Genomic DNA, 22,873 nt, shown 5'->3' with positions numbered 1-22,873 from the left:
TTTCGTGTCCGAGAGTTTCGCGTCCAGGAATTCGCGTCCGAGAGTTCGCGTCCAACAGTTCGCGCCTCTCGCGAGCTTAGGAACAGCCGCTTTCGCTGAGGAGTTGCAGGCACACGGCCCGCACCTGCATCAGGTCTGCTGTACCTGCAGCAAACCGTTTTCGCGCTGAGGTGCCGACGGAATCTCATCTGCAAGGACCGAAAGAAGAGATGGCGCGCTTCGGATACCACGTTTCACACGAGCAGTTTTCGCCTTCGGATCTGCTGCGTTGGACCAAGCGCGCCGAGGAGGCGGGCTTCGACTGCGCGATGTCGTCCGACCATTTCCATCCGTGGAGCGAACGCCAAGGCCAATCCGGGTTCGCCTGGTCGTGGCTTGGGGCCGCTTTGGAAGGGACCTCGCTACCCTTCGGCGTCATCTCGGCACCGGGTTATCGTTATCACCCCGCCGTACTAGCTCAGGGCGCTGCAACCCTGGCGCAGATGTACCCTGGTCGCTTTTGGCTGGCGCTCGGCAGCGGTGAGGCGATCAACGAATCTATCACTGGTCTGCCATGGCCCGAAAAGCAGGAGCGCAACGCACGCCTTCTTGAATGTGTAGAGATCATCAGGGCGCTTTTCGCCGGCGAGACCGTTACTCATCGTGGCCGCGTCACTGTCATCGAGGCAACGCTCTACAGCCGCCCCGAAGAGCCGGTCATGTTGGTCGGTGCGGCCGTGACGGAGAAGACGGCAGAATGGCTGGGCGGCTGGGCCGACGCTCTCATCACCGTTCAGGCGCGCCCGAAGCAGCTTGGAAAGGTGCTAGAGGCGTTCCGTCGCGGCGGCGGGCACGGCAAGCCTGTCATCCTGCAGGCGGCGCTATCATGGGCACCGAGCGAGCAAGAGGCTGAAGCCGAGGCGCTCCAGCAATGGGCTCCAAACGTGGCCGGCGGAGAGGTGAACTGGGACCTGCGCCGGCCACAGGACTTTGACACAATCGGCCGTCTCGTGAAGGCGGAGGACATTCGCCGGTCAGTCCTGATCTCCGCGGACCTGGGACAGCACCGAGCCTGGCTGGGCGAGTACGCGGGAATGGGTTTCGCCGAAATCCACCTGCACCAAGTCGGGCGGCGGCAACTGAGCTTTATCGACGCATTCGGGGAGCACGTGCTGCCGGCCTTGAGAGAGGTTTAACAGGTGGGCCCGGCACGACTCCCAGGCGCCCCATGAATTGGTCACCGGGTGTGCTCGGCGAGCGAGCGCCTGCGCCAAACGACTGCCACGGAAGCAACATCTGCGGCTTCTTGGCGTTGACACGCATGCAGAGGATAGCCTTCATCGCGCTCATGTTCGCGTTAGCTGTCATGATAGGCCGCTGGGCGGACGGTGACTTGCATACGGCAGATCGCAACCACCGCGAGCAGACCGTAGGACAAGCGCACTGAACGGACGCCGAAAGCAATGAGCGACACTGGTCCAAGCCCCAGACGATTGGCTTCTGTGGCCTGAGCTGAGCGTCAAACTGGCACGCCATAATCACAATCGTGACCGGCACCGGGGAGCCCGGAGACGCGAAGTACAGGAGGGCATCCTGTTGCTTGTCGCTCGATCGTGGCCGAGCCGCCCTAGCCTTTGAGCCCGAACTCTGGGCCTGCGGGGCTCTTTTGACCCGGATGCCGGGACGCATCCTGCGCGGGGACAAAGCAGCCACGCCCGGAATCGGCAGCCACTTGGCTGCAGGATAACAGCGGCTAGGAACGACCGTCGCATCTTCCCGTTCGACTCTGCATGCATCCGCACGACTACCGGTTGGCGCTTACGATCGCCCGAAACTACTTCGGGCGTCGAGGTTATGCCGATCTAGCCAGCTCTCGCGCGCTGGGTGACGCGATCATGCTGCTGGGTGACGCGATCATGCTGATGCACTCGAGAAGGGAAGAGCGACCACTGGCGATCGCTAATAAGGCGATAACTTTCCTGGAAAACCAATTGCAGGTAAAGGAGGGCGAGCAGGCGGAGCCGTTTTCGTCGTTTCCGCGGTTTGTCTTCTACTAATACATGTGCCTGAGCTACGCCATCGGCCGCCTTTCCGCCCTTCCCGTGCTTTGGGAACGGTGATCAATGCTCAGGCGGGGAACGCGAACGGAGACGGTCGCAATGGTCGAAAATCTTTCCCTGAATGAAGAGAGAGAGGTACTCGCAAGTTATGATTGGGGAGCCCTGTGGCAGCACAAACTAAGAGGAACGATCGGTGCGCCTGACCATTTCCCTGGTTAATTGCAGCTTGGAATCTGACATGGCCACGCGAGTCGTACTGGACAACAGCGGTGACAGCCGCCACGTCTTCGACAGGGTCAACGCGGAAGCCATCCTCCGAGCCGAGACTTTTTTCAATGAACTGACTGCCAAGGAGTTATACGGCGGCGGTACGGACGGGGGCCCGCGAGGTCACACGACTCGGAAATTTCGACCCGCTTACGGAAGAGACGCAGTTCAACCGGCGCCTGGTCGGAGGTTGCTCGAGCGGACGTTGGCCAACCGACGGCACCCGCTCCGATATGGGCTGCAGACCCTTGCGATCACCAAGCTGTATGGCGCATGTTGCGAAGAAAAGACGAGCCATGCGCGCTCGTGGCGGCTGCTTCGCAGCTGGCTTTCGCCCGAGCAAAACGTTCAGCTCGCTCGAAAGGGATATTTCGAGGTGGTAGGAAGCGACACCCGCAAGCGATACCGTATCGGGCGGGGGACGTCAGCCAATGTCAACGAGGTCGATAGCCGCGGAAGGCTCGGCCGAGGATGGTGCTTCGTACCGGTGGGGGGCTTGGCTGAAGGCGATGTGATGCTCAGTCAGAAAATAGCGCTCGAGACAAATGAACCGACTGCGCTGGCCGTGGCCAATAGTTTTCCCGCGCCCACGAGCTTCCATACATCCCGATCCCGGCTTTGGATCTCGTGGATGGAGCCATGCTTGATTTCTGTAGCAGTGGCAAAATGGTGTTTCCGTGGTGGGTTCAGCTGACTAGAGGCGGCGGCGAGGGAGAGGGGCCGCCGATCAATTCGCCTCCTCGTTGACAGGCACAAGTGGGAAGACGTGCGTGCAGGAATGTTCGATGATTGCGCTTAGAGGCGCTCTTAGCGAGCTGGCTGAAGGTCTTGCCGGCGCAAAGCTTCGTTCCGACTTTGTCGGCAGTTGGAGATGGGCGCGGCGGAGCCGCCTTACGCGTCGTTGGGACATGTATTGTTCATGAGCCGCTCTCTCGTGATCGCAAGGGTTGGCCGAACGTCGCTTCACAGAAGCTGGATCGATTCCACCAAGAGACGTGATTGGGATCTCTATCTCTGTCCCTACGAAGAAATTGCATCCCAGACCGATTTGGAGTGCCAAGTTGGAGAGGTTATCCCCGGCCCGAAGTGGACAGGCCTCACCAAGCTGCTGAACTCTTGGTCCGGCTGGCATGACTACGATCAGATATGGATGCCGGACGATGACATCTTTGCCGCGCAAGACGGCATCACGAAGATGTTTGACATTGGCCGTGCGCTCGATTTTCATCTCTTCGCGCCCGCTCTGCATGAGGCTTCGTATTTCGCTCACTTCATCGCGATGCGAAACACGAGCTTCTTTGCCAGGCGAGTGGGTTTCGTGGAGATCATGATCCCGTGCTTCCGCCGTACGACGCTCCAGGAGCTCCTTCCCACTTTTGAGCTCTCGACCACAGGCTGGGGCTTTGGACTCGATTCCGCATGGCCGAAGATTCTGGGCTACCAGCACCTCGGCATCATCGACGGGGTATCTGTCGTGCACACCCGCCCCGTCGGGACGTTCAAGCAGCCGGAACTCCGCAATCGCGTGATGCAGGAGTCCGATGACATCCTCGCGCATTTCGGCTGTCGCCAGCGTATGGTCACATTCGCGGGAATCGGTGCCGACATGTGTGAAGTCAATCTCACCCCGGAGGCCCTCCTGATGCAGCTCGTGCGAGGATGGCAACACCTCTTTGATGGGTGTCCCGAAGCACTGCGATGGCTCTTTGATCAGCAGCGGTGCCTCTTATCGGATTCGTCCTACCCGACGTCCGGCCTGCCGACCAGTCCAGAATCTCGGGCCAAGAGCGGGTCAGAGGGCAGCAACTAGCTGCGATCCATGGATCAAGAGCGAATGACCCGGGCAGCGCTTGAGCCTGAAGACTGCTCCAGCAACCTGCCCGAGGTCAGGAAGGCTTGATGCACGTCGGACAGGCTGCCGACGATCGCCTCTGACAAAGCTATCATTTCCGTTGTCGCGGGAAGCAAGTCCGGAACCATTATGACCCTAATTCCCGCGGCATGGGCCGCGCGAACGCCGTTGTATGAATCCTCTAGCGCGATGCATCTATCAGCTGGCAAACCCAACTCGCACGCCGCCTTTGCAAACAGGTCGGGGCTCGGCTTTCCCCTTGCAACATCTGTTCGGGTGACAACAGCCTCGAACCATTCCGTTGCCTGTACCGCGGTCAGCGTCCGCATGGCCTTTTCTCGGGAGGAGGAGGTTGCGAGGGCCTTGGGAATTCCCAGGCGCTTCAGAAGCGTGAGGAGCTCTTCAGCTCCCGGCTTGAGAGCGAGATGACCTGCCCTTACCAGCGTTTCGCACGCAACCGCCGTCTCTCTGACGTATTGTTCCGCCGGAAAATCCAGACCGTAGCGCAGTCGCAATAGACTGAGCGAGCCGTCTTCAGGAAGACCGATCATGCCGGTGAACGTTTCGGCGTCAGGCTCGATCGCGAATACCCCTGCTGTTTGGACGAGAGCTTCGCGTGCCAGCCGCTCACTATCGACAAGCAATCCATCCATGTCAAAGATGACGCCGCGGACATTTGACAGGTTCACGTTGAGACCCTCGCGGCCGTCATCAGCACTCTCGACACGGCTCCGCGTGCGCCCAGCAGCCTCAGAAGGTCTATCGCTTCGGCCAGTTGATCGCCAAATGCCGGGACCTGCGGCAGCTCGGTCCCGAATATGTCTCTCCTGCACAGCAGTCGCCGGACAAAATCTCTGGTGTCGCCCGACGTGGCGGCGAGATCTTGCAATGCGGGAGCGGCATCATCCTCGAGATTGCCGGCATAAGGCATCATTCTGGCAGTGCAACAGGCCCACGCAGCCACCGCCAGCACCGTACATGGTGATGACCGGCCCGCGACGATGTTTTCTCTCACGGAGTCCAGCAAGCGCGGTTGCAGCTTTTCCGCTCCATTTCTGGCGATCCTCTGTAGCTGGTGCACGATGTACCTGTTCTGCCAGCGTTCCAACAATTGACAGCAATAGGCGATCAGGTCGTGATTGCTCGGGGGAATCGTCGGGACCTGCTCGTCCACCATCAGACGCGATACATACCTCAGGTAAAGCGGGTCAAGCACGAAGTCGGAGACAGTCTCCAGCTGTGACAGCATGCCGAGGAACGCAATGGCCATGTGTGTGCCGTTAAGAAGCCTCAGCTTTGAAGCCTCCCATGCGGCTACGTCGGAGACGTATGTGGCGCCCGCCCGTTCCCAGCTCGGCCGGGGTCCTTCAAAGTCTTCGATCACCCATTGGCGAAAAGGCTCGGTTGCGACGGCCGCCAGATCCTGGAGGCCCAGGAGGCCGGTGGCTGCAGCGCCGTCCTCGCTGGTCGGTACCGGCACGATGCGGTCCACGACTGACGACGGGGATTGTACGTTCCGGTCGATCCAATGCGCCAACGAAGCGCTCTCACGGTCGGCTCGCTCGAGTAGCGTCTGGCGCAGGCGGCGGCCGTTGGCCGGCATGTTGTCACAGGAGATTAGAACGGGCGGGGCTGTTCCACGAGCGCGTATTGTTGCGAGGCCCTCGACCAGTATCCCTATCGGATCAACAGGAGAGTCCCACGGCACCTCGACGGGCGCGGCGTCCGGCAAATATCCCGAGGGCGTGATCGTCAGGGTGACAATGCGTGTCCGAGGGTCAGCGAACGATGCAATTACACGCGAGCGTTGAGCCCGTGCGAAAAGGACGTCCCTTAGCACGCCGACCACTTGCGCACTGACGTGGTCGCCGCCTCGCTCAAGCACCGTGTAGAGGAAATCCTGAGGCGCAAGCAATTGCCTGATTTTTCTGCTGCGGAAGCTCACCCCGACCACGCCCCACGCGGAGCTACCTTCCAGTTCGATGGCCCTCTGGGTGAAGACGTTCTGATGTGCCCGGTGGAACGCGCCGCAGCCAAAATGCAAAATGCCTGGCCGTAGCGTCTGGTGGTCGAAAGACGGCCATCGGATGTTTTGGTTCTCACACCTTCCGTTGGCAATACCAAGCCTCTGCACCGGCCGTGTCCGCGCGCCGAGACTTATTGCAAACGAGCTTCGATGAAATGCCTTGGTCATCGCCTTTTCCGTGAATGCGAGTTGGCAATGCCGGTGTGTGAGGCTGGTTGCTATTTGACAGGCGCTCTTCAGAAAAACAGCAACCAACGTCTTCGAAAGGCATTGGCTCTCCACCACTGAAGGAGGAAACGGTCAGTGAGACAGCATCTCGTCATCGCCCGTGTCGGCAGAAGGTCGTTGCATCCGTTCTGGCTCGAGCCCGCCAGGGACCGCAGCTGGGACCTTTACCTATGCCCATTCCAGCAGCTTGATCCGGCTCACGGTGCCGACTGTGAGGTCGGCGATGTAGTGCCTGGTCCGAAATGGGCCGGGTTGAGAACCCTGCTCAACATCTGGAGCGGGTGGAAAGACTACGAATACGTATGGTTTCCGGACGACGACATCTTCACCAACCAGGATGACATCAACGCCATGTTCAGGCTTGGAGGGGCCTTGAATTTCGAGCTTTTTGCGCCGGCGTTGCAGGAGGGCTCGTACTACGCCCACTACATCACGATGACAAATCAGAGCTTCTTCGCCAGGCGCGTCGGCTTTGTCGAGATCATGGTCCCTTGCTTTCGAAGCGAAACCTTGGAGCGCTTGCTGCCGACCCTGGAGCTTACGACAACGGGGTGGGGCTGGGGTTTGGACTCCGTATGGCCGAAGCTCCTGGGGTACGAAGGGCTCGGAATCCTGGACGGTGTTCCAGTCCTTCACACGCGTCCTGTCGGCAGTTTCAGGGATCCGGATCTCGGAAGACGTGTGATGGAGGAATCCGATCGGCTGCTGCAGCAGTACGGCTGCCGACAGGAAATGACGACCTTCAGCGGCATCGATGAGGCGCTTGCAGATGTTGCGCTTACGCCGGACCAACTGCTAGTTCGCCTCGCCGAAGGATGGCACTACCTCCTCGACAGGGACCCGGCCATCTTGCGGTGGACCGTTGAACACCAACGGAGCTCGTTCGAGTGGAAGCAATATGGGACGGAAGGCGCGCCGAGCGGGCCGTTCCGAAGCCTTCCGATTACCCTTCCGGGCACAGCTCAGACGAGCCTGACTGCAAGAGCCGCTCCTCCCGGTAATAACCTTTGCGCCGGTCGCGCCGGTGAGCCAGCTCTCTATCCGAATTCCCATTGTGCTTGAGATTGGCCAGGAGCGAGCGGCTTCCTGCAAAAGAGCCCGAACATGCGCGGAAATCTGCTTGGCAAGTCATCCCGCACCCGCAAGCCATCGGCACGGATTGCCCAGAAAGCAAATGAACCTGCGGCTCAGTTCCGCCTCGGCTCAGTTGTCGCAACGGTCTGGCGCGATGGTCAATCGTACAGCACCGTCCTGGCAAAAACTTTCCCGGAAAGAGATGATCACATGCACACCGACCGTCTCGATTCCGATGATCTTCTGAATGCGGCGAAGTGCCTCGAGCAGGCGGAAAGGTTTGTTGCCGCTCAACTCGGTAGGCCGCCGCGGCGCTAACATAGGCGACTGGAACGGGTACTCCGTTGTCCCAAGGCGCGCGCGCTGGTGTTCAGGTCTGCCACTTTCAAGATTATTCCAATCACATAACCTGTGTTAACGGTCATTGCGACGCTCAGGGCAGCGATCTCCCTGCGCAGCCGCTACTTGCCGAGCCCGCGTGGTAGCTCAGAACAGCGCACGTAAGGCAATGCTTCCGAACAGCGCGTTTCTGCTGCGGAGAATCACTTCTAGGAACGCGCCACGATCGGCCATGTTAGCTTTGCTGAAGCAGCCACAAGGCTGAGCAAGGCGGGCGAAGATCTGATCATGAAATTGCCTATTCTCGTCACCGGCGGTGCCGGATACATCGGAGCCCATTGCTGCAACGCCTTGGCGGATGCCGGCTTCGTGCCAATAACATTTGACAATCTCAGCACGGGCCACACTGAATTCGTCAAATGGGGGCCGCTGGTCGTTGGAGACGTGCGCGATTGTGCAAGTGTGAACCGAGCCATCTCGGACCACAAGGCCGCCGCTGTGGTCCATCTCGCCGCCGCCAGTCTGGTCGGCGAATCCGTCGTCGATCCGGAGAAGTACTATTCTCACAACGTGGAAGGCAGCCTCTCAGTACTCCGTGCTATGCGCGAGACCGGCTGCAACCATATGGTTTTCTCAAGCACGGGCGCTGTGTACGGGAACGCCGGCAGCGAGGCGCTGTCCGAGCAATTGCCGTGCTCTCCTGTCACTCCGTACGGCCGTTCCAAGCTCATGGTTGAGCAGGCCTTGGCCGACTACAAGGCAGCCTACGGCTTAACCTCATTCGCCCTGAGATACTTCAACGCGAGCGGCGCACGACCAGAAGCGGGCATCGGCGAGCAACGCCAAAACGAGACGCATTTGATACCGCGAGCCATGTCGGCTCTCTCGGGACAGCTTGGCGAGTTCGCCATATTCGGGACCGACTATGCCACCCCCGACGGTACGGCCATCCGCGATTATATCCATGTCATGGACCTTGCTGCGGCCCATGTCAGCGCGGTGCAGGCCCTGCTGGCGGGACAGAGTGGAGCTTGCTGCAACCTCGGCACCGGCCGTGGATATTCGGTCAAGCAGGTGCTCGACGCTATTGCAGACGTTGCTGGACGCAATGTTCCGCGTGCCGTCCGTGAACGTCGGGCTGGGGATCCTCCGGTTCTTGTTGCGGACCCGTCCGCGGCGAGGCGGATCATCCATTTCAGGGCCGCGGCATCTGACCTCCGGACCATCGTGTCGAGCGCATGGGCCTGGCATGTCTCCCGTCACGGCGAAGGCGCTCCGGCTCGTGCACCCGTCATGAATAGTGCCGCGTCCGGCAAGATTGCGAACGCGACTGTGCAGCCCGGAGTGTGAGCCGTGTTGGATATGGTTCGGGATGAGGTTACTGAAAGAGCGTTCGTCGTTCTGCCGACCTTGTCGGCCGACGGGGCGCGGAATGCGCGCTTCTCGCGAGATCCGGCGCAAAGGCTCGCGGAGACCGTGGGACTTACCGAGGCAATCGGGCTGCGCGTCGAAGGCTCCATGCTCGTCAAGCTGGAACGGCCCCACGCCCGGGCGTACGTCGGGACCGGAAAGGTTGAGGAATTGCGTTCTCTCATCGATGCTCATCATGTTTCCCTAGTGATCTTCGATGAAGCGCTATCGCCTGTTCAGCAGCGAAATCTCGAGCAATCCTGGCAGGTCAAGGTGCTTGATCGGATAGGGCTCATTCTCGAAATCTTCGGTAGACGCGCAAAGACGCGGGAGGGGCGACTTCAGGTCGAGCTCGCGCATCTCGAATATCAGCGCAGTCGACTGGTTAGGTCATGGACACATTTGGGGAGGCAGCGGGGCGGCTTCGGCTTTTTGGGAGGTCCCGGAGAGACCCAGATCGAGTCCGATCGGAGAAATCTAAGGGAGCGAATAGGCCGCATAAAGATCCAGATCGAAGAGGTCAGGTCCAAGCGTCGGATGCATCGGTCGCGGCGCCGACGTAGCGATTTTCGCAGCGTCGCCTTGGTAGGCTACACGAATGCAGGAAAATCGACCCTCTTCAACAGGCTCACGGGAGCGCATGTCGAATCCAGTCCGATGCTATTCGCGACCCTCGACCCGACGGTCAGGTCGTTATGGTTGCCTCACGGGACCAAGGCGGTCCTCTCCGATACTGTCGGTTTCATTTCCGACTTGCCGACGACTTTGGTCGCTGCATTTCGGGCGACGTTGGAAGAAGTGACGCAGTCCGACCTGGTCTTGCACGTCCGAGACATTGCCAACTCGGAGACCGAATCCCAGCGCGAAGACGTCCGGATTGTGCTGAGACAAATTGGTTTGGAGCCTGACGATGGAGAGCGATTCCTGGAGGTCTGGAACAAGGTCGATCAACTTGATCTGGACGCGCGGTCCGCCCTGTACAAGAAGGCTGCGCGTCCGCCGGGCGCTCCGCAAGTGTTCGTTCTGTCCGCGCAGAGTGGCAGTGGTGTCGATGCACTCAGGGGGGGTATCGAAAAGCGCCTGATTCAGGGCCGAAGGATTGTGCGAGTCTTTCTCGACCCGGCTGCAAGCGACGCGGTTTCCTGGCTCTATAGCAACGCCGAGGTTCTAGAGTCTCATGCTGAAGCGGGTCGTCTTGTGCTTAGTGCTCGTATGCAAGAAGGCATGTACGAGATATTCAGCAACAAGTTTCCTGGTCCAGAAGCTGACTTCTCCGAGGAGGGGCGAGGAGGAGAGGCAGCTGAGTAAATCTAGCCTGTACTCTTGGCCGGCGGCCGGTTTCTTATTGTGAGACTGGAAGGTGGGGATAAGAGGTAGGCCAGCCCTTGGACCGCACCCCTGGCTTGCACGGGTCTAGGTTCGGGCCGCCTTCGGTCCGGTGTTACGGCTTGGCAGAATGAATGGTGGTCTCTGATTGTCCGGTCTTGAACCCATTGCTGCTGCAAGTCCAAACTCCTTGCTCACCGTCAATCAAGAGGTCGATAAGAGTATCGACCGAATTGGGACTGCCCAGAAAGATCAGTGCCGTTGCATGCGAAAGCGGGGCGTCCTTGGCTCCGCTCACAGCGAAGCGAATTGGGACTGGTTGCTCTCGCAGGGCCTCGACACTTTCATATTCCAGTTTGTCTGAAACTTGTGCGACGCGGACACCGATCTGGTGGCAAGTACGGTAGAGGGACGAGCGATCTTTGCCCTCATGCGGCCCAGCGGCATACCCTCGCACATCGATCAGAGCCCAGGCGCGCAGTCGTCGGAGGCTCGCCAGCAGGGGCTCCTCGGCGCCTGCCCTCAGCCTGCCGCCGGGAACAACGGCATATTCGAGCCCGCGGCTTCGGGCCGAGCGGATGGAGGCCTGTATCCATTCCCGATTGTCCCCCGCAAGGACGAGGGACGGACGACGCTTCCGGCGTCGCCTAGAGTCGGCCTTGTCGTTGCTCGTGTAGAGCCGTTCAGGCCGGTGCCACCAGCCGGGGGCATTGGCAGCGACTGGATGGCTGAAGGTGCCTTGCTTTGCGAGACATCGGACCGCTTCACCGACCGCCGTCATGCGCGGACGGTCACCGCGCACATCGAAGGCCCCGGACTCATAGAACCCGGAGTCCCGCGTCAACAGAGAGTTCCAGTCCACAGCTCCGAAGAGTGACCAGCTCGTAACGGAACGGATATCCACTGCCGCCCGGCGCAAGTGGACGGCGGCTTCCCAGACCTCGAGCAGCCAACGCAGCTGTTCGTCGCGGGTGCAGCCGAGGTGCACTTCCGTGATGGCGATCGGCAGTTTATATCGTGTCCACAACTCCGAGAGGCGAGCCTCAGGCCCAAGGTGCTTCCGCGGTAGCTCCATCCGAACCGCTTCCAGGTCAGCGTAACGATCACGGCCATTGCTGGCTGCAAAGCAGGCCGGAAATGCTGGGACGCGGGAGTGGAGAAAGCGTTCGCTCGTAAGATAGTGGTTCATTCCGATGAGATCGGGGACGCAGGGGTTTTGACGGTGCAACTCGAGTTCTTCGACGGAAATACCCTGTGCGGCGAGATACGGAAAGAGGACGTGATCACGGTGCACCGTGCCGCATAGAAGATCGAGGCTCAGCCAACGTCGCGCGTTCTCGAAGTCGGCCTGGTAGCGGAGCCGAGGCGTGCCGAACACCTTTCCAACGTCTTCGGTCTGGACGAGCTTCGCCGACGGCGTGATTCGCCGGATGGCATTCATCGCTTCGGCAATCGCTCGACATTGATTGAAAAGAGCACGAAGGAAACTGCGGTCGTCCCGGGCGTGGGGATACCAATGTCCGTACAGGCCGCAGAATCTTGCTGTCGTGAGCGGCTCGTTGATCGGAGTGAACAGATCGATCCAGGGATAGCGACCGGCTACGTTGCGGGCGTGCCCGGCGAGCAGCGTAGGAAAAGCAGGGTCGAGCAGGTCCGTATAACGCGGGCCGCTGCCGTGATGCAGCAGCCCCGCGATGACGCGGATGCCAAGCGCTTTCAGGCGTCCCAGACGCTCGTCGTGCCAACGCCAGTCGCAAACGTCGGGGCGGTCGGGCGCGATTGTCTCCCAGATGACCGGATAGCGCACTGTTCGCAGGCCTAAACCGGCAATGAGGTCGAGGTCAGCAATTCGATTTTGATGGCCGGTCTCGATGACCTGGTTCCGAAACCGATCGCCGATGCGAGCGACCGAGCACTCAAGGCCGCCCCACATCTCCAAGTCAGGCATACCCTGGATGTCCTGTTACGGGCGATCGCTAGGCGATGCCGCTTTATTTTGGGGCCCGCTTGGCCGCTCACCTGCACGTAATGTGTCGGCCGCCTGCGTGTTCCTAGGCAGTTGTCTCGAGGGCGATGACCAAAGGAAAACATGCCGTCATGCTTGGGCCCCCTGCGCACTCGGGAGTTATCTCGCTTGGAGCAATCGAAGGCAGATACCGGAACCCATCTGCTTCAATCGCCTTCCTGCTTACGCACGTCGCGGTTCGGCGGCGGACCGCGGACTGGAGAAGTAATCGTGACAGATGATCGGTTGATGCTTGACGGAAAATGGTCGTTTCTGCACGTGCCCAATGACAGCGTATCGCCGGCTGAAGTGCGCTCCATCACGGTTCCCGGGGTGTGGCAGGCCCAGTTTGCGGATCTGCGCACGCAAGCAGGGATAGGCATCTACCATCGGCGCTTTACCCTCAGCCGGGATTGGTTCCGTGACAGGCTGTTCGTCCGCTTCAGGGCCGTGTTTCACCACGCCAGGGTATGGATCAACGATCATCATGTCGGCGATCACGAGGGCGGCTTTCTGCCGTTCTTGCTCGACATAACCCCCTGGGCCAAGGAAGGCGCCAACGACATCGTGGTCAGGGTCGAGAGTCCGACTGACGACCCTGAGGAGTTTGAGGCCCCTTTTGCCGAGATCCCGTTCGGCAAGCAGAGCTGGTATGGGCCGCTGTCCGGGATCTGGCAGTCGGTCTGGCTTGAACAGCGCCCCGCGGATCACATTGCGCACACCAAAGTCCTAAGCGACGCGCGAACCGGCGAAGTCTCGGTTCAGCTTCGCCTCGCCTCGCCGCTGCCGGACGACGCGTTGCTCGAGATGAAAATCGTAGCGCCTGATGGGGAGATCGTGGCGGAGGCGAGTGGTGCGGCCAAGAGGGGCGAGGACGCCGTGAGAGCCAATGCTCTGGTCCAGCCCGTACGCAAATGGTCGCCCGCGCAGCCAAACCTCTATCGCGCTCAGCTTGCCCTCCTCCGCGGCGGGCAGCTTGTCGACAAAGTGGAGGAAACGTTCGGGTTCCGTACGTTTGAAGCCCACGGCGGCAGGTTCTACCTGAACGATGAAGTCTTCTATATGCGCGGTGCTCTCGATCAGGACTATTATGCGGACACTATCTGCACGCCGCCTTCGGTCGCATTTCTCGAGGATCAGCTCTTGAAAGCGAAGCAACTCGGATTGAATTGCCTGCGGTGTCACATCAAGGCTCCCGACCCACGATACTACGAGGTGGCCGATCGCCTCGGCATGCTGATCTGGGCCGAGCTTCCCAACGGAGGATTTTCAACCGAGCGGTCCCGCGCCCGCAAGCGGCGCATGCTGACAGGCATCGTCGACCGGGATTGCAATCACCCCTCGATCGTGTGCTGGACGATCATCAATGAAAACTGGGGTGTCGATCTGGTCCATGATGCTGAACATCGGGACTGGCTGCATTCCCTGTACTCGTGGTTGAAGACCTACGATCCGTTGCGCCTGGTGGTCGATAACTCTCCCGTGGCGCCTAGCTTCCATATCTGCACCGACATCGCCGACTATCACTATTATGCTGCTTTTCCGGACAGTCGCGGTGCCTGGGACGGGTTTGTGGAAGGCTTGGCTCAGCGAGCGGACTGGCTGTTCAGCCCTTATGGGGATGCGGTCCGCTCCGGCGAGGAGCCTCTTGTGTGCTCAGAGTTCGGGAACTGGGGCCTGCCGGACCCTCAGCAACTTGCCGGGCCAGAGGGCGAAGAACCCTGGTGGTTTGAGACGGGGCACGATTGGGGCGAAGGCGTCATGTACGCGCACGGTATCGAAAACCGATTTCGAGACTGGAGCCTTGACCGTGTGTTCGGATCTCTAAAGGCATTCATCGAGGCGGCTCAGTGGCAGCAATTTCATGCCCTCAAATATGAGATTGAGAGCATGCGCCGACGATCGGAGCTGGCTGGATATGTCATTACGGAGCTGACCGACGTCAATTGGGAATCCAATGGGCTGCTCGATTTGTGCCGAAACCCGCGCGTATTCCATGATGTCTTTCGAACCATCAACTCGGATACGATTATTATTCCGGTCTGGCAGCGGCTGAGCTTCTGGGACGACGAAAAGCCTACCCTGCAAGTGGTCGTCGCAAATGGCCCAAGCCATTTGGAAAATGCGGAGCTGACGGTCGCGGTGGAGGGGGTGAGTGTAAGCTGCGCTTGCACCCTCGCGCCCGGGGTCGTCAGCGCGGCTTATCCGTTTGAGCTGGCTCTGCCTCACGTCGAAACGGGGCGGATGGTGGCTGTGTCGATGGAACTGCGTGGGCCGAACGCCAACGTCATCGCGTCGAACGGTCTGGACATCGCTCTGCATCCGCATCGGCTGCGGGGCGAGAGGCCAAGTAAATCCGTGTGGTCCCCCTCCGGTGCGCTTCTCGAGCGGCTGCGGCTGACGGGTTACGGGATGGCCGACACCATCGAGCAAGCTGATGTTGTCGTCGCCGCGAGCCATGACGAGGACTTGGCGGGCTTCGTGCGCTCCGGGGGAACATTGTTGCTACTGCCTGAAATTGAGATGTCGCTCTATCCCTTCTTCCCGCACTGGCAAAACGTCAAGGTGCAGGCCAGGGCAGGTGCCCTTTGGAGCGGGGACTGGGTCTCATCGTTTGCCTGGTTACGTCGCCGGGGAGAGTTCGCCGGGCTGCCCGGAGGACCACTCGTTGATGCAACCTTCGACCGGGTCATTCCCAAGCTCGTCATCAGCGGCTGCAACCTACTGGATTTTCAGGCGCGAGTTCACGCGGGTCTCGTCGTCGGTTGGGTCCACAAGCCGGTGGCGCTGGTGGCCGAGCGAGCCTACGGAAAGGGACGGCTGCTGGTCTCGACGTTCCGCCCTCTAGGTCAAGAGGTCGGGAGCGATCCGACCGCTACCCTCCTGCTCGACGCGCTGATCAAAACCGCGGCTCGGGTGGCCCCTGCGCCCGACGAAGTCTCACGCAAAATCCCTCAGCCGTTTTCAATCAGCAAGGCTGAGCATTTCAACAGCACGGGATAAGGATCGCCGCTTTGCAAAGCCGATCACACTCACGTCACCGCAACAGTCGCCATTCTGCTCGCTCTTAACGTCTGTTAACTACCGGAGACTCTGCGGCATGATTTAGGAACGAGCACCTCAGCGCAACCTTGGTGTGCAGCCGCAAAGGAGCCAACATGCTGCAGCAGGATTTCGCTGGTCTTGGACGTCGCCCCGCTCTGATCTGTCTGTCGCATCTCCGCTGGAACTTCGTCTATCAGCGCCCTCAGCATCTGCTCTCCCGGGCAGCGCGGCATGCGGATGTCTTCTACTTCGAGGAGCCAGTCTTCGATTCCGCTGAACCGAGGTTGGTTGCGACCGAGGTTGGCGCAGGGATCCAGGTGCTGGTTCCCCATCTTCCCGCAGCATCGTCGGTGGAAGCGGCAGAGGCCGAACAGCGCCAGCTCTTGGACCAATTCCTGGCCGCGCAATCCTTTTCTGAGCTCATCATCTGGTATTATACGCCGATGGCGTTTGGCTTTACGAGCCATCTGCAGCCGTGTGTTTGCGTCTATGACTGCATGGACGAATTGAAGTCGTTCCGCTTCGCACCGGCCCAGCTGGTCACCCGCGAGATCGAGTTGCTGGCGCGCTGCGACGCGGTCTTCACCGGCGGGCAGAGCCTGTTCGAGGCCAAGGCGGGTTTGCATCCAAATCTGCATTGCTTTCCAAGCAGCATCGACAAGGCACATTTCGAGCAGGCGCGCCGTCTTCGCGGAAAAGCCGGCCCGCAGGACCAGGAAGCAATCCCGACACCACGGGCAGGCTTTTTCGGGGTTATTGACGAGCGTATGGACATGGACCTGCTTCGAACAGCGGCGCTGCAAGCCCCGCACGTGCAGTTCGTTATGGTCGGTCCGCTCGCCAAGATCAGTGCGTCCGAGCTACCGAAGCTGCCGAACCTGCACTGGCTGGGCTCCAGGCAATACGATGAGCTGCCGTCGTATTTGGCGGGTTGGGATTGCGGCATCATGCCGTTTGCGCTCAATGAGAGCACGCGGTTCATCAGTCCCACCAAGACCCCGGAATATTTGGCGGGTGGCCTGCCGGTCGTGTCGACCGACATCAATGACGTTCGAAGGCCGTATGGGGACATGGGCCTTGTCTCCATCGCGGCCAATCCCAACCATTTCGTCGACGAAATCGAGCGCAGCATTCGTCTTCGGGGCGATGAGCGACGGCTCAATCGTGTCGATGAATTTTTGGCCGACAAATCCTGGGACGCGACATTTGACGATATGCTTCAAATCTTGCGGAAGAGCGGCGCCAAATGGAGGATGACGCGCGCGCAAGCTGATCTCGACGCACCGGAGTGGGCCTAGCAATTGGCACCCTCGCATAGAACCGCCGCCTACGCGCCGTCGGCGATCTTTGAAAGCTTCTTCCTAGGCGGATTCGAATGCTCAACCCACCGCCGGCCTGACGGAAAGCGTCTCGACCTCACTGCCGGGAGCGGCCATGATCACTCGGCGCTCGAAGATTATCGGCAGCTCACAGAGGCGGGACTGAAGACGTTTCGCGACGGGATGCGCTGGCATCTCGTCGAGAAAGTGCCGGGTCACTACGACTGGTCGAGCCTGCTTGCGCTCATACGTGCCGCGGAAGAGGCTCAGGTCCAGATCATCTGGGATCTGATGCATTACGGCTGGCCCGATGGTCTGGATATATTCTCGGCGGAGTTCGTCGAGCGCTTCTGTAGGTTCGCCGCTGCCGCAGCAGGCGTAATCCAGCAGGAATGTCGTCATACCCCGTTCTATTGTCCGGTGAACGAGATCTCTTATTTCGCGTGGGCCGGCGGCGACAAAGCGCTGATGAACCCATTCTGCCTGGACCAGGGTGACGCATTGAAGCGGCAGCTGGTTCGCGCCTCGATCGCGGCGATAGAGGCGGTTCGCTCGGTCGATGCCGCCGCGCGCATCGTGCACGCCGAACCGCTGGTGCATGTCGCGCCGGATGATCCAGAATGTTGGGAAGGCGTGGACAGGGCAGCCACAGTACACGAGTGGCAATATCAGGCGATGGACATGCTGACGGGGCGGATGGCGCCTGAACTGGGCGGCAAGCCGGACTATGTCGACGTGCTGGGGGTGAACTACTATCCTGACAACCAATGGCTCCTGAGCGGCAACACGATCCCGATGGGGCACCACCGCTACCGCCCGATGCGCGAGCTGTTGCAGGAATGCTACGCGCGCTATCGGCGGCCACTTTTCCTGTCTGAAACCGGCGCGGAGGGCACCGCGCGGCCGGCGTGGCTTTACTACGTCGTACAAGAGACGCTGGCCGCGCGCCGGTCAGGCGTGAAGGTGGAGGGGCTCTGCCTTTACCCCGTGCTGGATTATCCGGGTTGGCTGAATGACAGGATTTGTCAGACCGGGCTACTTGGGCCTCTGGATCAAAACGCAGTGCGTCACTTTTACAAGCCACTGCTCGACCAGCTGATCTCGTCAGCTGCGGATGTGCGAAACCAAGCCGCTGAAGTTAACCTTTGATAGTTCGTGTTCGACGTTTTCGTCGGTTAGGAACGTTCAATTTCCTCGCAGCTTGGTCCGCCAATAAACGAGGAGTTTTCAGAAATGTTTGACTGGTTGATCGTAGGCGCGGGCTTTGCAGGCAGTGTATTGGCGGAGCGCATCGCCAGTCAGTTGAAGCAGACGGTGTTGATCATTGATCGCAGGCCGCACATCGGCGGGAATGCCTATGACTGCTTCGACGAGGCCGGTGTGCTCATGCACCGTTACGGGCCTCACATCTTTCACACGAACTCCAGTGAAATATTCGATTACTTGTCGCAATTCACGGAGTGGCAGCCTTATGAGCATCGGGTTCGCGCCCACGTGCGGGGACAGCTCCTGCCCATCCCGATCAATCGCACGACACTTAATCTTCTCTACGGCATGAAACTCGGGACCGACGAGGAAGCTGAGGCGTTCTACGAGAGCCATCGCGAGCAGGTGGAAACGATCCGCACCTCCGAGGACGTCGTCATCGACCGGGTCGGCCGCGAGTTGTACGAGTTGTTTTTCCGAGGCTACACGCGCAAGCAATGGGGTCGTGATCCCTCTGAACTGGACAAGTCGGTGACCGCGCGCGTGCCGACGCGCGTCAACACCGACGACAGGTATTTTGGGGACAAGTTTCAGTACATGCCCAAGCAGGGATATACGCGGATGTTCGAGCGGATGCTGGACAACCCGAGAATATCGGTCATGCTGCAGACCGACTTCAACAAGGTCAGGCAGATGCTGCCGTACCGCAACCTGATCTATACCGGCGCCATCGACGAATATTTCGACCGCTGCTTCGGGCGGCTACCCTACCGGTCTCTTCGTTTCGAGCACGTATCCCTTGCCAAGGAGAGGCATCAGGAAGTTGCGGTCGTGAACTACCCTGGGAACGAACCGTTCACCCGCGTCAGCGAATACAAGCACCTGACAGGCCAGATTCATCCCTGCACGACTGTGACTTACGAATACCCCAGCGATGTGGGCGATCCCTACTACCCGATCCCGTGCGAGGAAAATCGCTCGCTTTATCGGCAGTATCAGGCACTGGCGTCCAGGCAGACCGGCGTACACTTCGTGGGCAGGCTCGCTACCTACCAATACTACAACATGGATCAGGTCGTCGGCCAGGCACTCTCGGCCTTTCGGCGGATCAGGGAGGCGGAGTCTCGCGTCACCGCCGAAGCGGCCGATCCCGCATTGGTTTCGGCCTAGGGCGGAGGCAATGGCTCCGGAGGATTCCGACGAGGGTGCTGCGCTCGCCAAGAACGGAGTTGGTCCCCTTCACTTCATTGCGCGCTACGTGTGGGTAGCGCGCCGTCGCTTTGCGCCACTCTTCGCGCTTGTCATCCTGGCGGGTGTTTGTGCCGTTGCCGTCCAGTACGAAATGAAGGCATTGGTCGATGCAATGGCATTGCCGACGCGCCAGACCGGCGCCGTCGTCCAGGCCTTCCTCCTGTTCATCGGCATCGTCGCGATCGAGACCGCTTTGTGGCGCACCGCGGGTTGGCTAGGAGCGCGAGCCATCGTCGACACCGGCGTTCGGATCCGTTTGGACCTGTTTGAACGATTGTCGGAGAGGCCTCTGACGTTCTTCTCCGCGTCATTCTCCGGCGCGCTCGGGGGCCGCATCACCGCCGTCAGCGGCGCGTTCGGGGCTATCATGAACACGCTGATCTGGAACGTCATGCCACCCGTCGTCGATTTTGCCGGCGCGTTGTTCTTGTTCAGCCTGATGGACATTTGGATGGCCGCTGCGGTCTGTGCACTCGTCCTGGCCATTGGTGGCGGGTTGTTGATCCTTGGCAGCAGGGGTACAGGCTTTCACCAAGCGTATGCCAAACAGGCCGGGCGCGCCTCCGGGGAATTGATCGACACTATCGCCAACATCCGGGCCGTCAAGATGTTCGGCATGCGCCGCCGCGAGCATCAAAGGCTTTCCGAAATCCTCTCCGAGGAGGCGGAAGCGCAGAGGCGGAGCTGGACCTATCTCGAGAAGAGCCGCATGGCGCATGATTGCCTTTTGTGGCTCGCTGCGGCCGGTATTTTTGCCTGGGCCATCCTGCGTTGGGTCGAAGGCCGCTTTTCGCCAGGAGATGTGGTCCTGGTCAGCGCGTTGACGTTCCGCATTCTTCACGGATCGCGCGACCTTGCGATGGCACTCATAGGCACCAGCAATCAGATTGCGGTGGTGAAGGAAACACTTGCTGTCCTGGGTCCCGAAATCCCGCGCCGACCAGAGCCGGCCGGCCTTGCCCGAAATTCACCACCATCCATTGAAGTCGCTGGCCTGTCTTTCGCTTATCGAACCGATGCTCCGGTTCTGAACGATATCAGCCTTCATATCCCGCCGGGACAACGCATAGGGATCGTCGGAGAATCGGGCGCCGGGAAGTCGACCTTGCTCGCGCTACTGCATGGCCTTCACGAGCCCCAGAGCGGCGAGATCAGACTGGCTCGACGGAGTTTGAACGCATTGCCGGAAGAAAGCCTTCGCGAGCTCGTCGCGTTCGTTCCGCAGGACGTTGGCCTGTTTCATCGCTCCATTTTGGACAATCTGCGGTATGGCCATCCGGATGCGCGCCATGAAGAAGTTCTTGCCGCCGCAGAGATCGCTCAGTGCGGCTTCATCAACGAACTGCCGGACGGCTATGACACGGTGGTCGGCGAAGGTGGAACGATCCTCTCCGGCGGGCAACGCCAACGCATCGCAATCGCTCGTGCGCTGCTGAAGAAATGCCCCATTTTGCTGCTCGATGAAGCAACATCGGCGCTCGATATCGAGACCGAACAGAAGCTCCGCGCAGGCTTGGCCAAGGCCTGCCTGGACACGACCATCATCGCGGCGACTCACCGCGTTGCGACGCTGGATGTGTTCGACAGGATTGTCGTGCTACGACATGGCCGCGTCGTCCAGGACGGCACGCCCAGCGCGGTGTTCGGAACGAGGAGCGCTCCTGTAGCGCCTCACCGCGATCCCCGTCAGTTGGCGGCTCGGTAGATTGCGCCCCTGAATGAGTTCGGCCAGGCATTCAGTCACCGCTCAAGCCTCTGGGACGCGCCTGATCAGGAAGAGGTGACTATGCCGAAGTTTTATCTGGATCTTAAAGGCGGCGGCCAGGTCGCGAAGGACGACTTTGGCATCGAGGTGGATAGCCTGGGTGACGCAAGAAAAGCCGCCGAGGCGCTTCTGGGGAATAAGGACCAAGCAAGCGCCGCGTCGCAGTATCCCGTTCAGTCGGTCGTTGTTGTGGACGAGAATGGTGAAGAAGTGTTGACGGTCAAGAAAGCCGATCAGCGCGATTAGATTTGCGCTCCCTCGACGGCATCGCTGCATGAGACATGCCGCCTTACAAGTGACGTATAGTCCCAGCGCGCGCGGACGCGCCAAACGGAACCTGTCCATGAGAGCTCGTGCCCGCACCGCTCTTCTCTCGCTGATCGCCGCTTGCCTCTTCGCGATGCCATCCACCGCAGCGGACCAAAAGCTAATCGACCAAATGAAAATAGCCGATCCAGAGGCTGGTCCGGTGCAACTGAGACCGAAGTTTCTGACAGATGGCTCTTACGATACCGCGGACCCGTCAGCTCCCATCCAGGTCCAACTGCCCGACGGGCAACAGGTCTGGATGATCATCTTTTCAGGCGGCACGGTGATTTATGCGAACTCGCTTGAGGAGTTTCTGAGAGGGGGCGCGCACGCGCTTCATGACATCGATTTCCTCTACCCCGACGGCACCAAGGTAACCACGAAGCCCTACCGAATAAAGGCCGCACCTTGGGATCCCGATCTGGCGTTCTTTCGCTCGGATGCGGGACGCCGCATGGTGGGATACGCGGGCATGATGGAAAAGTGCAAGGAAGGTGTTGAGCCCGTGCGAGCGAAAGACAACTGGACGCGCAATCGCCATGCGTTCGATGTCCAGTTGTGGCGGGACAGCGTTACTTCAAAAGTCCATCAGTTGTGGAAGGACCTGGGCTCGGTGCAAGGCTACCGGCCTTGCGAGCATAGCGAGGACCCATGGCTGGGCGCAGCTCATGCGCATGGATATGGCAGCCACTATATCGAGGACAGCAGCGGCAGGCCTTTCCTTTTCTTCGATGAAGTCACCGAGCAGAAGCTGCTGAATGGAGCTCCGGTGCCGTATCGGACCGAGATCCTCGTTCGTCAACTCGATAGCTCGCGGACGCGCGCAATTGGTCCCAAACGGTTTGCGCTGAGGGTCACCCGGCCCGACGATCCCAATCGTCCATTCAAGGCGGCCAGACGCTCGATAGGCGGGCTTTTGATCGAGGGCCCGCATCTCATAGACGTCGCGATCGACGGGGTGGACTACTACCTCATGTTCTTCAGTGCAGGAGACGCTTTCACGGACCAGTATGGCAGCCATTATGCGTACCGCCTGAAATCCGAAGGCTTGGACGGTCCGTTCACACCGGCTGTTGATGACGATGGAGAACTCATCAACATCACCGGCTCGCTTTCAGAAAGGATTGATGCGACCTGGGGTATCGGCCGTCCAAACCCGTTTCGCGATCAGCAGGGCAATCTGTGGATTGCCGGCCACGTCATCCTGAAACAAGATATTCCGGACGATGAAATCAAGAGCGGCTGGCCGCCAACTTACGAACAATTGGTCAAACGGGCGCGTCGATCCCTCGTGATTCCACTAGCGACCGAGTTGCGCGAAGGTAGACCACTGGTGAAAACCATAGAAGCAGCTCCGTAATCCCCAGGCCTGGGGAATGAGCCCGCTCCACCGGCTTGGTCCCTCGGCGCAG

The 22,873-nt window shown here is 60.0% G+C and carries 17 protein-coding genes; 14 read left to right on the top strand and 3 right to left on the bottom strand.

The genetic code is table 11. The annotated features are described in order from the left end of the window. The first annotated feature begins 209 nt into the window (after positions 1-209). The 3 genes from N551_RS0114675 (at position 210) to N551_RS36570 (ending at position 4,116) form a co-directional block, all read left to right on the top strand. Positions 210-1,175, top strand: coding sequence for a TIGR03885 family FMN-dependent LLM class oxidoreductase (locus N551_RS0114675; RefSeq protein ID WP_027567581.1), 966 nt, complete (start codon positions 210-212; stop codon positions 1,173-1,175). A gap of 594 nt (positions 1,176-1,769) precedes the next feature. Continuing rightward, a complete protein-coding gene (locus N551_RS0114665) occupies positions 1,770-2,036 on the top strand; it encodes a hypothetical protein (protein ID WP_027567580.1) in 267 nt (88 codons plus the stop codon). 1,189 nt (positions 2,037-3,225) lie between these two features. Next, positions 3,226-4,116 (top strand): hypothetical protein, encoded by an 891-nt coding sequence (locus N551_RS36570; protein WP_155809693.1) that lies wholly within the window; start codon positions 3,226-3,228, stop codon positions 4,114-4,116. Positions 4,117-4,130: 14 nt separating this feature from the next. On the opposite strand, the gene N551_RS35465 is transcribed toward N551_RS36570, so the two are convergent. Continuing rightward, positions 4,131-4,847 (bottom strand): HAD family phosphatase, encoded by a 717-nt coding sequence (locus tag N551_RS35465; protein WP_035961365.1) that lies wholly within the window; start codon positions 4,845-4,847, stop codon positions 4,131-4,133. After that, positions 4,844-6,352: a mannitol dehydrogenase family protein gene (locus N551_RS35460; protein ID WP_081747834.1), complete on the bottom strand. Its 1,509-nt coding sequence runs from the start codon at positions 6,350-6,352 to the stop codon at positions 4,844-4,846. The genes N551_RS35465 and N551_RS35460 overlap by 4 nt, the downstream gene beginning before the upstream one ends. Before the next feature lie 135 nt (positions 6,353-6,487). Here N551_RS35460 and N551_RS36565 point away from each other — a divergent pair, with 135 nt between their 5' ends. The 4 genes from N551_RS36565 to hflX all read left to right on the top strand — a co-directional run bounded on the left by N551_RS36565 (position 6,488) and on the right by hflX (position 10,543). Beyond that, positions 6,488-7,474, top strand: a complete 987-nt coding sequence (locus N551_RS36565) for a hypothetical protein (protein ID WP_027567579.1) — start codon at positions 6,488-6,490, stop codon at positions 7,472-7,474. A gap of 42 nt (positions 7,475-7,516) precedes the next feature. Further along, positions 7,517-7,804, top strand: coding sequence for a hypothetical protein (locus N551_RS37940; protein WP_155809691.1), 288 nt, complete (start codon positions 7,517-7,519; stop codon positions 7,802-7,804). 309 nt (positions 7,805-8,113) lie between these two features. Further along, the gene (gene galE, locus N551_RS35450) at positions 8,114-9,175 is read left to right on the top strand and encodes a UDP-glucose 4-epimerase GalE (protein WP_081747833.1); all 1,062 of its coding nucleotides are present in this window, start codon (positions 8,114-8,116) and stop codon (positions 9,173-9,175) included. Positions 9,176-9,187: 12 nt separating this feature from the next. Then, positions 9,188-10,543, top strand: coding sequence for a GTPase HflX (gene hflX / locus N551_RS35445; protein ID WP_051462738.1), 1,356 nt, complete (start codon positions 9,188-9,190; stop codon positions 10,541-10,543). 133 nt (positions 10,544-10,676) lie between these two features. On the opposite strand, the gene N551_RS35440 is transcribed toward hflX, so the two are convergent. Next, entirely contained in the window at positions 10,677-12,509 is a 1,833-nt protein-coding gene (locus N551_RS35440; protein ID WP_051462719.1) for a hypothetical protein, read from the bottom strand. A gap of 288 nt (positions 12,510-12,797) precedes the next feature. On the opposite strand from N551_RS35440, the gene N551_RS35435 reads away from it, so the two are divergent. The 7 genes from N551_RS35435 (at position 12,798) to N551_RS0114590 (ending at position 22,821) form a co-directional block, all read left to right on the top strand. Further along, positions 12,798-15,569, top strand: coding sequence for a glycoside hydrolase family 2 protein (locus N551_RS35435; protein WP_051462717.1), 2,772 nt, complete (start codon positions 12,798-12,800; stop codon positions 15,567-15,569). Between the two features lie 155 nt (positions 15,570-15,724). Continuing rightward, positions 15,725-16,909 carry a glycosyltransferase gene (locus N551_RS35430; RefSeq protein ID WP_051462715.1) on the top strand — a complete coding sequence of 395 codons (1,185 nt, stop codon included), beginning with the start codon at positions 15,725-15,727 and terminating at the stop codon, positions 16,907-16,909. Between the two features lie 3 nt (positions 16,910-16,912). Continuing rightward, complete coding sequence (locus tag N551_RS0114610; protein WP_027567578.1) at positions 16,913-18,079, top strand: beta-glucosidase; 1,167 nt, start codon at positions 16,913-16,915, stop codon at positions 18,077-18,079. 84 nt (positions 18,080-18,163) lie between these two features. After that, positions 18,164-19,306 carry a UDP-galactopyranose mutase gene (gene glf / locus N551_RS0114605; RefSeq protein ID WP_027567577.1) on the top strand — a complete coding sequence of 381 codons (1,143 nt, stop codon included), beginning with the start codon at positions 18,164-18,166 and terminating at the stop codon, positions 19,304-19,306. 10 nt (positions 19,307-19,316) lie between these two features. Continuing rightward, positions 19,317-21,092 (top strand): ABC transporter ATP-binding protein, encoded by a 1,776-nt coding sequence (locus tag N551_RS35425; protein ID WP_051462713.1) that lies wholly within the window; start codon positions 19,317-19,319, stop codon positions 21,090-21,092. Between the two features lie 81 nt (positions 21,093-21,173). Next, positions 21,174-21,398: a hypothetical protein gene (locus N551_RS0114595; protein ID WP_027567576.1), complete on the top strand. Its 225-nt coding sequence runs from the start codon at positions 21,174-21,176 to the stop codon at positions 21,396-21,398. Between the two features lie 97 nt (positions 21,399-21,495). After that, positions 21,496-22,821, top strand: coding sequence for a hypothetical protein (locus N551_RS0114590; protein ID WP_155809689.1), 1,326 nt, complete (start codon positions 21,496-21,498; stop codon positions 22,819-22,821). Positions 22,822-22,873 lie beyond the last annotated feature (52 nt).

This window comes from Bradyrhizobium sp. URHA0013 (assembly GCF_000518345.1).
In the GTDB taxonomy this organism is placed as follows: Bacteria; Pseudomonadota; Alphaproteobacteria; order Rhizobiales; family Xanthobacteraceae; genus Bradyrhizobium.
This window is presented reverse-complemented; position numbering and strand designations above follow the sequence as displayed.